We start from the raw sequence: 14398 nt of genomic DNA, 5'->3' as shown, positions 1-14398 counted from the left end.
GCCGAGCGCCGTTTCTCAAGGTTTAATGCCCGGCCCTCGATACGCAATCACATGAGCAAGGCAACGAAGATCGTCCTCGGTACCGTCGGCGCGTCGGCCCTCCTTGCGGTTCTCATCGTCGCTGGCATGGCCCTGCTGTCGGCGTAGATGTTCACCGACCGCTCGCTGTCGGGCGAGGTGGCCGGCGTCCGCGAGGCCCACGCGTCCGACGCGCTCGTGTTCGACTGCGCACGGGACTTCGAGACGCTCGACCCGGCCGTCGCGGAGGACCTCCTCTTGTTGACCGACAGCGTCGACCCAACCACCTACGACCCGTCCTGGCTGCCGCCGGACGCCCCAGACGAGCTCCAGCGGTTCGCCGGCAGCGACTTCACTGTGGGGATGCCCGGCGACGGCGGTGTCGCCTGGACCCGCCAGACCGACCCGCCCTGTGTGTTCGTCAAGCCCCGGCTCGCGGGATCGCCCGAGGACTTCGTCGAGTTCCTGCTGGCGGAGGCGCTGGTCGAGGTCGGCCTGGACGTCCCCGAGCACTTCCTTGGCTTCTTCCGGGACGTGTACCCCGAATTCGCCGACGTCGCCCGGACGCGACTGGGGCCTGCGGACACCTACCAGCTGGCCGCCGCACTGTACGACGCGTACGTCGGCCTGCGGATCCGTCCCGTCTTCGCCGACTGGGACGGCGAGTTCCCGGGACTGTTCGGCGCCTGGGTCGACGCCGGCGAGCGCCTCGAACCGCGCCTGGGCGACCTGTCCGGGGAAGTGGCCCGCGGGCAGACGAGCTTCGCCTCGGCGGCCGAACTGGCCTGTAGCGCCGTCAAGCACGATCTGGACCTCCCGGCACCGTTCGCGGCGCTGGACACCGCGGCCTACCGCGACCACGGGGCCGACTACGCGCTCCAGTGGACCGAGACGACCTTCGAGAAACTAGCTTAGAGCCGGTCGAGCACGGCGTCGGCGTCGTAGTTGAGCGTCAGCTCCCGCGAGCGGCCCCGGCCGTCGACGTTGGTGTACTCGGCGTCGATGATGCCCAGCTGGTCGAGCTTGTTGATGATCTCGGAGTAGCGGGTGTAGCCCAGTCCCGTCTCGTCGTTGAACACGTCGTAGATGTCGCCGGCCCGCTTGCCGTCGTGGTCGGCGATGACCTCGACCAGGGACGCCTCCGAGTCCGAGAGCTCGCGGAGGCGCCGGGAGAGGTGGACGTACTTCGACTTGTCGTAGGCCGCCTCGACGTCCTCGCGTTCGACGGTGCGCGAGGCGCGCATCTCGGCGTTCATCCCCGCCCGGCGCAGGAGATCGATGCCGACCCGGAGGTCACCGCCCTGTTCCTCGGTGAGTTCGGCGACCCGGTCGAGCACCTGCGGGCCGACCGCCCCCTCGTGGAAGCCCCGGTCGACGCGCTCGTCGAGGATGTCGACGATCTCGGCCTGGCCGTACTTGTTGAAGTAGACCTCCTCGGGCCGAAAGACCGACTGGACTCTCGTATCGAGGGCCTCGATGACGTCTAAGTCAAGGTCCGAGGAGACACAGATGACGCCGATGCGCGCCCCGCTGTGGGCCTCGTGGGCGCGCAACAGCGAGTAGAGCGTGTCGCTGGCCTCGTTCTCGTAGAAGAGGTAGTTCACGTCGTCTAAGGCGACCACGAGCACCTGGTCGCGCTCGACCAGGCGGTCGGTGATCTGGGAGAACAGTTTCTTGAAGGAGATACCCGAGGAGGGGGGGTTCGTACTCGAATATCTCGGCGAACAGCCGGGAGAAGACGGCATAGCGGGTGGACTCGACCTGGCAGTTGACCCGGACTGCCTGCACGTCGGTCTGGGCGGTCAGTTCGTCAAAGAGGATCTGGGTCGCCGTCGTCTTCCCGGTGCCGGGCGGGCCGCGAGCGATGACGTTCAGGGGTCGCGAGCCACGGACCGCCGGCCGGAGCGCGTACTTCAGCGTCTCCATCTGGGTCTCCCGGTGTTTGAACGTCTCCGGGAGCCAGTCGATCTCGAAGACGGTCTCGTCCCGGAAGACGGACTCGTCCCAGCCGAGCATCCCCTCCTCGGGGTCGTCGCTCATCACGTGCACCGACCTTCGCTGCGTACTTAACCATTTGCCACCCCGACGGTGAAAGTGAAACTGGTTGTCGGCGGCGGTCGGGCCGGCGAGGGGTCGCCGTCGGGCGTCGGTAGATGCGTGAAGTGACATGGTTCGGTCAGAGAGCGCACGGAGCGACCCAGGCGTGCGGAATGGCCGGCGATTGCCGCCGTTAACTATCAACATAGTAATAGACACCGTCGAGGTCGAACGGCGTCCAGAACGCCACTGGCTGCCGTACAGTCGTGTATTGGGTAACGGCCGACATTATTGACAATATAGTAATTATTTCTCCCGTAATATTATGGGTTATCTTTATGGAAAATTATTTACTTCACTGTTATCTTGTATATTCTATCATGTCACAGGGTGGCGGGACCGTACAGATCGACGACGAACGGCGACAGCGCGTCGACGGGGCAGCGCTCGTCGACGACATCGGCATCGACCGGCAGGAGATCGAGTTCCGGAAGGACTTTACCGGGTTCGGCGCCGACGATGCCCGCCGCCTGGCGGCGATGGACGACCTGTTCGACGATATCGCGGACGACCTCGTCGAGCGGTTCTACGACAACATCCAGGCACACAGCGAGGCAACGGCGGTGCTGGGGCGGTCCACCAAGTCCGTCGAGATGCTCAAAGGGTCCCAGGAGCGGTATCTCAAGGCGCTCGGCCGGGGCGAGTACGGCCGGGAGTACTTCGAGCGCCGGGCCCGCATCGGCAAGATTCACGACGTGCTCGACCTGGGGCCGCGGTTCTATCTGGGCGCGTTCTCGATCTACTACGAGGGCATCATCCAGGGGATCTGTGACGAGGTGGCAGCGGAGACAGACGACGTCGACGAAGCAGTCGAGACGGTCGCAAAGCGTACCACGTCGGTGCTCAAGCTGCTCTTGCTGGACCAGCAGGTGGCGATGGACACCTACATCCACTCGTTCAGTGAGGACCTCGAACAGGAGCTGGACCGGCAGCGAGCGGTCGCCGAGGAGGTGGGCGAGGCGGTCGACGAGATCGACGAGACGACCGACGACGTCGCCGCAGCCTCCCAGGAGATCAGTGCCACGGCCAACGAACAGACCGAGGCCATGGACACCGTCGCCAGCGAGGTCGCGAACATGAGCGCGACGATCGAGGAGATCGCCTCGACCGCCGACGAGGTCGAGTCGACCAGCAGCCGGGCCGCGACGCTCGCCGACGACGGGACCGAGTCCGCGAAGGCGGCGCTGGACTCGATGGACGCCGTGTCCGATTCGGCGGCGGCCGTCAGTTCGGACGTGGACACGTTGCAGCACCGCGTCGACGAGATCGACGACATCGTCGAGATTATCAACGACATCGCCGAACAGACGAACATCCTGGCGTTGAACGCCTCCATCGAGGCCGCACGCGCAGGTGACGCCGGCGACGGCTTCGCCGTCGTCGCCGACGAAGTGAAGTCCCTGGCCGGCGAGTCCCAGGAGTACGCGACCGACATCGAGGCGCTGATCGACGACATCCAGACCGACACCGACGAGACGGTCGAGAGCCTGGACCGGATGGTCGAACAGGTGGACGCGTCGACCGACCAGGTAGAGCAGGCAATGGAGAATCTCATGGACGTCGCGGACGCGGTCAGGGAGACGTCGGAGGGCATCGCCGAAGTCGCGAACGCGATGGACGACCAGGCCGCGAGCACCGAGGAGGTCGCCAGTCAGGTCGACGAAGCCGTCGACCAGGCCGAGACGGTCGCCAGTCAGGTCGAGGACATCGCGGAAGCCAACGGGGAGGTCGCGAGGAACCTCTCGGATCTGCAGGCGTCCATGCAGCGACTGTCGAAAACCGACTGAGACCGGTGTGAAACGGGCATCAGGGAGCACGATTCAGATGGAACCCTCGATTCCGAGAGTCGACGACCGCCCCGGCGACCGGACAGCGACGGCACCGATTCGTGTCCTGCACGTGGACGACGACCCCCAGATACTGGACCTCACCGCCACTGTCTCCACCGCGAGGACGACGACTTCGAGGTGGTTGGCGAGACGAACGCACAGGAGGGGCTCGACCGCCTCGAACGCGATTCGGTCGACTGTGTCGTCAGCGACTACGACATGCCGGGGACGGACGGGCTCGAGTTCCTCGAGCTCGTCCGCGACGAGTACCCGGAGATGCCGTTCATCCTGTATACGGGCAAGGGCAGCGAGACGATCGCCAGCGAAGCCATCTCCGCGGGCGTGACCGACTACCTCCAGAAGGGTCGGGGGGTAGACCAGTACACCGTGCTGGCCAACCGCATCACCAACGCGGTCGAACGGCGCCGCTCCCTGGCGGCACTCCAGAAGAGCGAGGCACACCTCGCCCGCGCCCAGCAGATCGCTGGCCTGGGCAGCTGGACCTGGGACATCGAGACCGACGTGCTGTACTGGTCCGACCAGATATACCGAATCGCCGGCGTCGGACCGGACACGTGGGAGCCGACGTACGAGAGATTCCTCGAGCTGGTCCACCCCGACGACCGTGACGCCGTGACCGCTGCGGTCGACCGGACGCTCGCCGGCGACTCGCCGTACGACATCGAACACCGTATCGTCCGGCCGGACGGCGAGGTGCGGACGGTCCAGGAACGGGGCGAGCTGGTTCGAGAGGAGGACGGCGAGCCGGTCGCGATGAACGGGACCGTTCAGGACGTTACCGACCGGGTGGCAGACCAGCGTGACCTGAAGGCGTTCCGCGAGGCCGTCGAGCACGCCGGCCACTCCATCTACTGGACGGACCCCGACGGCCGCATCGAGTACGTCAATCCGGCGTTCGAGGAGTCGACGGGATACACGGCAGCCGAGGCCAGGGGGAAGAACCCGCGCATCCTGAAATCAGGCGCACACGACGAGACGTTCTACGCGGACCTGTGGGAGACCATCCTCGACGGGGAGACCTGGGAGGGGCGGGTCGTCAACGAGCGCAAGTCCGGCGAGCGATACGTTGTCGACCAGACCATTGCACCGGTCACCGACAGCTCCGGCGACATCAAGCGGTTCGTCGCCGTCAACACGGATGCGACGAACCTCGCGGCGCCCGACTAGTCGAACTTATCCAGCAGGGCCGCATAAACCCGTCCCGTCCGCGCCGCCGTCACCGTCGGCCAGCTTCTCGACGATGAGTTCCGGCGTCGAGCGGGCGAGCTTCCCTTTCACCGGCGAGCGGTTCACCCGCAGCTCCCCGTCCGCCAGGCCGATGGCCTCGATGCCGTCGATGCTCACGTCGATGGCGGCGGCCTCGCGGATGTCCCGGGCGAGGTGCGAGACGAAGACGGCGGTCGCCTGGCTGTCGCTGAGCGCCTCTAAGATGCCGGCCATGATCTTCGCGCTCGCGCCGGGTTCGGTGATGGACTCGAGTTCGTCGACCAGCACCATGACCCGGCGGTCGGCGCTCGCGGCGTCACTGCCGGCCCCGTTCGCGGGCGACTGGCCGTCGACCTCGCGCACCAGGTCGCCGAACTCCCGCAGGGTCGCCTCGAACGCGCCGGCGTCCAGCGTCCCCTGGGTCTTGGCGTGGTAGTGGAGTTCGCCGATGCGGCCGACGCGGGCGGACTCGGCCGGGACGGGCAGCCCCATGTGGGCCAGCGTCGTCACGAGCGCTACCAGGTCCAGCGTCGAGGTCTTCCCGCCGCTGTTGACCCCCGAGAGCACCGTCACGCCCGAGACGGCGTAGTCGACGGGGTCGACCTCGTCGAAGGGCACGTCCAGCAGGGGCGAGCGCCCGCCGCGGATGTCGAAGCCCGATTCCTCGGTCACCTCGGGCATCGTACACTCGAAGTCGGCGGTGAAGCGCGCGACGGCCAGTTCCACGTCGTGTTCCAGCGCGGCGTCGACCAGGGCGTCGGCGTCGTCGCGCATTTCGGCGAGGTCGTCCGCCACTCCTGTTTCCGGCGGGTCGCCCGGCGGTCCCGCGCGGCGGTCAGTTCCTCGCGCAGCCGGGTGACGACGCGCTCCTCGTGCTCGACGGGGTAGGCCGGCTCGTCCGGGAACGCCCGGCGGGCCATGTCCTCGGTGTCGATCAGTTGGAGGGCGTCGACGAGGTGGTCGCGGGCCTGCTCGATGGCGGCGGCGTACTCGTCGGCCAGTTCGCGCTGGAGCAGTGAGTCGACGCCCGCGCCCCGCTCGACCAGCGAGAGCAGGTCGGTGCCCTCGATGGTGACGTCGCGCTCCTCGATGGCCTCGCGCAGGTGATCGTTGGCGACGCTCTCGGCCGTCGAGACGGCGGCGTCCAGATCGTCGACGGCGGTGGCGAGGCGGTCGAGCTCGTCGTCGCCCCGGACGCTGCCGTCGGGGTCGAGTTGCTCGAGCGCCGATTCGAGGGCGTCGAGGTCACACGGGGCCTCGAGGTCGGCGACGCGGTGGACTTCGGCCGCCGCACGCACGCGGTCGCGGTTGCGGGCGAAGAAGGTCAGCACACGCTCGGGGACGACCGACTCCGGGTTCTCCAGTGCGTTCGGGTCGACGCGGACGTCCCCCTCGACGTCGACGCCGGCAAAGGACTCGTCCAGCGCGACGACCGTCGCGTACGAGCGGGCCAGTTCGGCCAGCTGGCGGGCGTCGTCGACCACCTCGACGCTCACCTCGGGAATCGCCTGCTGGGCCTCGGCGTAGCGCTCGGCGTCGCTCGTGGCCAGACAGCGGTCACGAACCCGGACGTCGCCCGGTTCGACGAGCGGTTCGACGTCCTCGAGGGCCGCGAGCACCTCGGGGTCGGGCTCGCGGGCCATCGCCCGCTCGCTGAACTGCCGTACTTCCTCGATGCGGCTGCGGACGCCGCTGGGATACAGCGTCTCCAGGCGACTCGCGGCGTAGTCGGTGACCGTGCGGTCCTGCACCAGTCCCAGCGCGTCCTGGAAAATCGTCCGGGCCCGCGGCGTCGCGGCGAACCCGCCGGGGTCGTCGTGGTCGGCCCGGATGGCCCCGCGAGCGATGCGCGCGGCCCGCCCCTCGCTGATGCCCGGGGCCCGGGCGAGGGTCGCGACGTCGCCCTCTCGCAGCGCTCGCTCGGGGTCGTCCAGTTCGCGGAGCGCCTCGGCCGTCTTCGCCCCCACGCCCGGCACCGATTCGAACTCCATCTGCCCGACCGTTCGCCGCCAGCGAGATAAAACCCGTCGCCTAGCAGGAAGAAGAGTCTGAGAGTGTACCGCTACAGCTTTCGAGAACTGGCAGCCAGAAAGCCCCCTCCCGTTCGACGGCTACGACTCGCTGCGCGCTTCGCTCACTTCGTTCGCTGTAGTGCTTGCTTCGTCTCGCTCGTCGAACGGTCGGCCCCTTTCAGTCCCACTCGTTGCGTGGTGGGCAGCCGACACAGGGCGGGACTGAAAGGGGGCGAGACGCTGGGCGACGGCGGGCGACGTAAGCACCGCAACCCGGAGAGAGAGGAGCGCAGCGAGCGCCCAGAGCCCAGCGTGTCGGGGCTTTCTGGCTGTTTGCCTCGGTGACAACTGCAGAGAACACGACGGACGCAGAACGCGAAGGCGTTTTCACGGTCCAGCGAGAACGCTGACCAATGACTGCTGTCTCGGAGAAACTCGCTGCTGCCCGGGAGGACCTCGCCGCGCGGGACGGCGTGCTGGTCGCGTTCTCCGGCGGCGTCGACTCGAGTGTCGTCGCTGCGATCGCCCACGACGCCCTCGGCGACGACGCCGTCGCCTGCACCGCGAAGTCCGAGACGCTTCCCGAAGCCGAACTCGAGGACGCCACCCGCGTCGCCGAGGAGATCGGCATCCGCCACGAAATCGTGGAGTTCTCCGAGCTCGACAGCCAGGAGTTCGTCGAGAACGACGACATGCGCTGTTACCACTGCCGGTCGCTGCGTCTCGGCGCGATGTACGACCGGGCGATGGAGCTGGGCATCGACGTCGTCTGTGACGGGACCAACGCCTCCGACGTCGGCGAGGGCCACCGCCCCGGCCTGCGAGCGGTGGAGGAACTGGACGCCTACTCGCCGCTGCTGGAACACGACGTCGAGAAATCCGAAGTTCGAGAGATCGCCCGCGAGTACGACCTCTCGGTGGCCGACAAGCCCTCGATGGCCTGTCTCTCCTCGCGCATCCCGACGGGGCTTGAGGTCACCGAGGAGCGCCTCTCGCGGGTCGAGAAGGCCGAGCGCCTCCTGCGGACCTGGGGCTTCGAGCAGTTCCGGGTGCGCGACCACGACGGCCTGGCCCGCATCGAGGTGGGCGAGAAAGAACTGGAGACGGCGCTGGACCCCGACTTCGTCCGCGCCGCGCGGGACCACATCGAGGACTGCGGGTTCGACCACGTGACGCTGGACCTGCATGGCTACCAGACCGGGAGCGTCAGCCCGGAAGGCGAGGACGAAGATGACGACGAACCAGTGGTCGCGGACGTCTTCGACACCGAGTACCCGAGCGCCGAGTGACGGCGGGTGGCGCCGGCGCTGGCCGGCTACCAGTCGACCGTGTCGCGCCAGTCGGTCTGTTCCTCGGCGACGAGCGTCGGGTCGTCGCCGTCGAGCCGAATCTCGGAGACGGCGCAGTTGTCGTGTGAGTGAGCAGTGAGCGCCGCCGCCCGGTCGCGCTCGGTCAGGTCGGCCAGGAGCACCTTGATGACGCCGCCGTGGGTGACGACCAGCGTCGTCTCGCCGGGGTCGGTCGCCGTCCGCACCGAGTCCCAGGCCGACCCGACGCGTTCACAGAAGTCCGCGACCGACTCGCCGTGGGCGGGGTCGGCCGAGAGCGACGAGACGCTGTCGTCAGGGTCGTGCTCGGGGTACCGTTCGAACAGTTCCTCGACCAGGAAGCCCTGGTAGACCCCGAACCCGCGCTCGCGCAGGGCGGCGTCGAAGGAAGGTGTGGGCAGGTCGCCGGCCGCCGCGTCGCGCAGGTTGGCCGTCGTCCGTCGGGTTCGCTCGCTGTCCGAGGCGAAAATCCGGTCGATGTCGTAGGTGGCGTCGACCCACGCACCCATCGCACTGGCCTCGCGCCGGCCGCGGTCGGTGAGGCCGGTGGCGGCCCACCCCTGGATGCGCCCCTCGCGGTTCCAGGGCGTCTCGCCGTGCCGGGTCAGCAACACCCGTCTCATGGTTCGCTTGCGGTTCGGGCCCGCCGGTGGGCGACGAACAGGCTCACCTCGAAGAGCGCGATGAGCACCGCGGCGACGGCGGTGGCGGCGGTGGGCTCGAGGCTCACCTGGTTCACCAGGCGGAACAGCGTCGGGTCGGGGCTGGCCAGGTAGCCGACGACGATACCCACCGCCCAGACGGGGAGGCGGGCGCGCCTGAAGGTCCGCCAGGCCCGGACGCTGCCGTAGTAGTTCTTGTTCAGGTACGCCAGCAGCTCGAAGGCGACGATGATGCCCCCGCCCAGCAGCATCGGCGTCGCGTTCCCCAGCCCGATCGACGCCAGCGTGTCGGTAACTGCGGGCGGCAGTTGCGTGTAGTAGCCGGTCGGCACCGGGGCGGGGCTGAGGACGTAGCCGACGAGGAGCGCGGCGAGCCAGACGAACGGCCGGCGGGCCGCGGCCTCCTGGGCCGTCGGGACGGGCGAGGCGTCGCCGGTCCAGCGCAGCAGGAGGAGCGTCCCCTCGAACAGCGCGATCATCGTCACCGCGACCATCAGCGGCGCCATCCCCGTCGGGTCGGGGCTGAAGACGAACGCGATGGCGGCGAAGGCACCCCAGAAGTATAGCCGGCGGTCCTGGAGCCACTGGCGGGTCGTCACGCCCATCATGATAGCCAGCATCACGAACAGCGGAATCTGGAAGATGAGCGCGAAGAAGCCCAGCATCAGGATGATGAGGTTGAAGGTGTCGCCCAGGCCGAACGCGAGGTCGGCGGCCCGGTCGGAGTAGGTGATGAAGTAGTCGAACATCGCCCGCAGCACGGCGAAGTACGCGAAGCCGACGCCGATGGCCGCGAGCACGAGGCTCGTCGGCACCGCGGCGAGGTAGTAACGGCGCTCGCGGGGATAGAGCCCCGGGCGCATGAACAGGTACGTCTGGTAGACGAAGACGGGGAGCGCGGCGATGAGGCCCACGAGCGAGGCGACCTTCAGGCGCGCGAGGATGAGCGCGAGCGGACTGTAGACGTGCGGACAGTCGGGGCCGGCCGCCGAGACGGTGTCCGTGCCGCCGACGGCGAACGAGCCACAGGCCTCCGCCGGGCCGTCGAGGAAGGAGAACCACAGGAACTGGATGAGCTCGTCCGAGGCCGGCAGGGCGATGATGGTGACCGCGGCCATCACGCCGACGACGGCGAACAGCCGGAGCGCCATCTCCTCGACGTGGTCGGCCAGTGGCATCTCCTCGTCGTCCGGCGCGCCCTGGTCGACGATGTCGTCGACGTCGTAGTCGGGCTCCGGCGGGGGAGACGGGGCACCGCCGGCGTCGCCGACGCCCGTCGGCTGTGGAATCCCCCAGTCGGTCGGGATATCGGCCGGAATCGCGGCGGTTATCTTGCCCGGGTCGCGCTCGAACAGCGGCGGCCGCTGCTCGACGGGCAACCCGTGGGGGCCCGAGACGGTCCGGAACTCCGTCGCGGCGTCGTCGGTGTCCGCCGCATCGGCGGCGTCATCATCCGGTTCGGAGCCGGCGTCCGTGGTCTCGTCGGCGGCGTCGGCATCTGCCTCGTCAGCCCCGGACCCGGCTCCATCGTCACCATCGGTGTCCGCCTCGTCGGCGGTCGAGACGTCCTCGTCCGAGAGTACCGGGTCCCGGGGACCGTACTCCTCGGGCCGGCGGACCGGCTCGGACAGGCCGTAGTCCTCGTCGTAGTCCCCGGGACGCTCGGACGACTGGTCGTCGCCCCCCGACGCTGGCTGGGGCGACGGCTCCTCGGCCCCGCCATCCGAGGGGGTCGCCGAACCATCACCCCCGTGGTCCTCGTGTGGTGGGCTCGCGTCGTCGTCCGCGTTCCCGTCGGGCATCTGTCCCGGGATTGGCGGTTCGTCGTTGTAAACTTTCTTTTCGCAGTCGTCCCGCGGGTGCCCGGAACGGGCACGGGACGGCGGTCCCATCGAGCGTCGGTCCGGCCGGCCGACGACCCCGCTCGCGGGCGTCTCGCGAACGCTGTCGGGCGGTCGTCGATGTCTACTGGATGAACAAATTGATAACGCCGAATAGACTACCTTCAGAGAACATGGCGAGCGCGCTCGACGAGGACACCGTCAGGACGGTCCAGAACGGCCGTGCGACGCTGGGCGATGCTCCGCAGCGCACAGACGCACCTCCAGAAGGTGTTTATCGTCTTCGTCGTCGGCATGATCGGGACCATCATGGCCCTGCAGTACGGCGTCTGGGACCGCCTCCGGGCCGACCTCCTGTACTCCCAGATGGACCTGACGACCCGGGAGGCGACCAGCATCGTCGCCGTCACGCCGTTCGACGTCATCCTGTTGCAGGTGAAGATCGGTGCCGTCATCGGCATCCTCATGTCGCTCCCGCTGCTGATCTACTTTGGCCGCGACGGCCTCCGCGAGCGGGGGTGGTGGCCCGCCGACAGGATACCGCTCTGGAAGGGGGTGACCTTCTCGGTCGTCAGTCTCGCCCTCTTCTTCGGCGGCGTCGCCTACGCCTACGAGCTGTTCTTCCCCCTGATGTTCGACTTCCTGGCCGGCGACGCGTTCAAGGCCGGGTTCACCCCCCAGTACTCCATCGTCAAGTGGTTCCAGTTCGTCTTCATGCTGGCCGTCTCCTTCGGCCTGGCGGCCCAGCTCCCGCTGGTGATGACCGTCCTCTCCTATACCGAGATCGTCCCCTACGAGACCTTCCGCGACAAGTGGCGCCTCTCGGTGCTGGGCATCTTCGCCTTCGGTGCCCTGTTCTCGCCGCCGGACCCGTTCACGCAGATCATGTGGGCGGCCCCGCTGTGTGGCCTCTACGCCATCAGCCTCGCGCTGGCGAAGCTGGCGATGCTCGTCCGCCGCTCCAGCGACCTGGTGAGCACGCGGAGCGTGGCGCGCCAGCACTGGAACACCGTGCTCGGTGGCGCCGTCGTCTCCGGCGGCGTGGTCTACTACCTGCTCGCGACTCCCGCCTTCCAGTACGTCCGGGCGGCCGAAGCGGTCGCCGCGCAGTACTCCTCGCGGCTCACGGGCAACGTCCAGCCCCCGCAGCTGCTCGGCCTCTCGGTCGAGGGGACTGCGGTCCTGCTTGCTGCGCTCGTCGGCCTGGTCGGGGCCGTCGTGGTCCTCTATTACCACGTCCTCGGTGCGCTGGCGGCCAACGCCGGCAGGGGGCCCGTCGGCGACCCGGCGGCCATCGACATCGACGAGCTGAACGCGTCCGCGGTGGAGGTCGCGCCCCCCGAGGTCTTCGAGGAGATGACCGAGGAGGAGGCGCTGGCCCACGCCGACAAAGCGCTCTCGGAGGACGACCGGGACAAGGCCCAGATGATACTCGACCGCTGGGACATGGCCCACGAGGACGACGACGCCGAGACTGGCGAGGGCGAGGGAACGACGGCCGACGAGGACAGCGACCCGCTCACCTCGACGACCGCCGGCGTGTTCAACGCCTTCACCGAGGACGAGACCACCGAGGACGACATCGGCGGCTACTACTACGACATCCGCTTCATCCTGGACTCGCTCGCATCCAAGGCGTTCTGGATCCTGGGCATCTTCGGCGCTGTCCTGGCCGGGGCCTTCCTCTTTCTCTACCAGGGCGGCATCGGCGAGATACAGCGAACCTTCGTCAGCCGGCTCCCCCCGGAGATGGCCCAGGAGGTCAACATCGTCACGCTCCACCCCGTCGAGCACCTCGTCTTCATCGTGAAGTTCTCGACCATCCTGGGGGCCGTCTCCGTGATCCCGCTCGTCCTCTATTTCGCCTGGCCGGCGATGCGCGAGCGGGGGGTGGTCGTCGGGAACCGCAACGTCCTGCTCGTCTGGGGCGGGACGGTCTTTGCCGCGCTCATCGGGGGGAGCCTCCTGGGCTTCCTCTACGTCGCCCCGATGACCATCTCGGCAATCGCCTACGACCAGCTGCAGGCCAACATGGTCATCTCCTACCGCGTGAGCGACTTCGGGTGGCTCGTCTTCTTCCTCACCATCGGCATCGGCCTGCTGGCGGAGATTCCGGTGACGATGTTCCTGTTCCACCGGGGCGGCATCATCCCCTTCGACTTGATGTACCGGCGGTGGCGCGAAGTGGTCATCGGCATCGTCACCATCTCCGCCATCGTCTCGCCCAACGGCATCTTCACGATGTTCATCGTGGGCGTCCCCACCGCGCTGGCGTACCTGCTCGGCCTGGGCATCCTGTGGGTGTACACGCTCGGGGGCCGGCGGACGCCCAAGCGTCGGAGCGAACCCGCCGACTGACGGCGCCCGTCGGCGGGACGCGGTCCGGGAGGGCCGACCCGCCGGCCAGCCACCGACCGCACAGCCCCCAAGAACCAGACACCAGACGGATACGACTGGATTCGAGGCCGAGAGCCGCGGGAACGCTGGACTATTATATTACCCGAAGAATACCTACGTGATATGCCAAAGATCAGCGTCGAGGTCCCCGCGGAACTGCTCGACGACCTCGACGACCACGTCGGGGCGGACGGGAAGTTCGTCAACCGGAGCGAGGCGATACGCGCGTCCATCAGGAAGACGCTCGACCACTCGACGACATCGACCAGCGACAGGGGCGACTCGACGATGAGCGGTGACTGGGAGGGCGGGTTCCGGGTCGGCCTCGTCGCGCTCTTTGTCACCTCGCTTGTCGTCGCCCAGGTGACCGCCTCGAAGCTGCTCGCCTTCGGCCTCCCCTTCTCCCTTCCCGTCGCGGGCGAGACGCTCGTGCTGCCGGGCGCGGCGCTGGCCTACGCGCTGACCTTCTTCGCCTCCGACTGCTACGCCGAACTCTACGGCCGTCGGGCGGCGACGGTGGTCGTCAACGTCGGCTTCCTGATGAACTTCGTCCTGCTGGCGCTGGTCTGGAGCACCATCCTCGCACCCGGCCTGCCGGCGGACGCCCAGCCGGTCGACCCCGCGGCGTTCCGGAACGTGCTGTCGGCCAGCACCGGCATCGTCGTCGCCAGCCTCGCGGCCTACCTCGTCAGCCAGAACTGGGACGTCTTCGTCTTTCACCGCATCCGCGAGTACACCGACGGCGACCACCTCTGGCTGCGCAACGTCGGCTCCACCGCGTCGAGCCAGCTGCTCGATACGGTCATCTTCATCGGCATCGGCTTCGTCGTCTTCCAGGGCGTCCCGCTGGGCGCGGCGCTGTCGCTCGTCGTCGGCCAGTACCTCCTGAAACTGCTCATCGCCCTGCTCGATACGCCGCTGGTCTACGCCGTCGTCCGACTCGCCCGCGGCAGGCAGGAAGAGCCCGCCGCACCAGCGGTCCAGTAA

The 14398-nt window shown here is 68.1% G+C and carries 8 protein-coding genes and 3 pseudogenes; 7 read left to right on the top strand and 4 right to left on the bottom strand.

Translation table 11 applies throughout. The annotated features are described in order from the left end of the window. Window positions 1–51 precede the first annotated feature (51 nt). Window positions 52–147 (top strand): hypothetical protein, encoded by a 96-nt coding sequence (locus P1N55_RS20155; protein WP_455429080.1) that lies wholly within the window; start codon window positions 52–54, stop codon window positions 145–147. Further along, complete coding sequence (locus P1N55_RS12910; protein ID WP_276275958.1) at window positions 148–933, top strand: DUF7089 family protein; 786 nt, start codon at window positions 148–150, stop codon at window positions 931–933. It begins immediately after the preceding gene. Here the strand turns inward: P1N55_RS12910 and P1N55_RS12905 are convergent. Continuing rightward, window positions 930–2058, bottom strand: a pseudogene (locus P1N55_RS12905) (ORC1-type DNA replication protein). The gene P1N55_RS12910 and the pseudogene P1N55_RS12905 sit on opposite strands and share 4 nt — an antisense overlap. Before the next feature lie 377 nt (window positions 2059–2435). On the opposite strand from P1N55_RS12905, the gene P1N55_RS12900 reads away from it, so the two are divergent. Beyond that, a complete protein-coding gene (locus tag P1N55_RS12900) occupies window positions 2436–3902 on the top strand; it encodes a globin-coupled sensor protein (RefSeq protein ID WP_276275957.1) in 1467 nt (488 codons plus the stop codon). Window positions 3903–4082: 180 nt separating this feature from the next. Then, window positions 4083–5132 carry a PAS domain-containing response regulator gene (locus P1N55_RS12895; RefSeq protein ID WP_276275956.1) on the top strand — a complete coding sequence of 350 codons (1050 nt, stop codon included), beginning with the start codon at window positions 4083–4085 and terminating at the stop codon, window positions 5130–5132. Here the strand turns inward: P1N55_RS12895 and P1N55_RS12890 are convergent. Then, window positions 5129–7162: pseudogene (locus P1N55_RS12890) on the bottom strand (helix-hairpin-helix domain-containing protein). The gene P1N55_RS12895 and the pseudogene P1N55_RS12890 overlap by 4 nt on opposite strands. A gap of 434 nt (window positions 7163–7596) precedes the next feature. Between P1N55_RS12890 and larE the strand changes: the two are divergent. After that, complete coding sequence (gene larE, locus P1N55_RS12885) at window positions 7597–8472, top strand: ATP-dependent sacrificial sulfur transferase LarE (RefSeq protein ID WP_276275955.1); 876 nt, start codon at window positions 7597–7599, stop codon at window positions 8470–8472. 26 nt (window positions 8473–8498) lie between these two features. Here larE and P1N55_RS12880 read toward each other — a convergent pair whose 3' ends face one another. Together P1N55_RS12880 and tatC are read right to left on the bottom strand one after the other, a co-directional pair. Continuing rightward, window positions 8499–9134 (bottom strand): histidine phosphatase family protein, encoded by a 636-nt coding sequence (locus tag P1N55_RS12880; protein ID WP_276275954.1) that lies wholly within the window; start codon window positions 9132–9134, stop codon window positions 8499–8501. Next, window positions 9131–10975, bottom strand: coding sequence for a twin-arginine translocase subunit TatC (gene tatC / locus P1N55_RS12875; RefSeq protein WP_276275953.1), 1845 nt, complete (start codon window positions 10973–10975; stop codon window positions 9131–9133). Before tatC ends, P1N55_RS12880 begins: the two co-directional genes overlap by 4 nt. Window positions 10976–11187: 212 nt before the next feature. Between tatC and P1N55_RS12870 the strand changes: the two are divergent. Beyond that, window positions 11188–13372 (top strand): annotated as a pseudogene (locus P1N55_RS12870) (twin-arginine translocase subunit TatC). Between the two features lie 327 nt (window positions 13373–13699). Then, window positions 13700–14398: a queuosine precursor transporter gene (locus P1N55_RS12860; RefSeq protein WP_276275952.1), complete on the top strand. Its 699-nt coding sequence runs from the start codon at window positions 13700–13702 to the stop codon at window positions 14396–14398.

It is taken from the genome of Haloarcula regularis, from assembly GCF_029338315.1.
In the GTDB taxonomy this organism is placed as follows: Archaea; Halobacteriota; Halobacteria; order Halobacteriales; family Haloarculaceae; genus Haloarcula; species Haloarcula regularis.
This window is presented reverse-complemented; position numbering and strand designations above follow the sequence as displayed.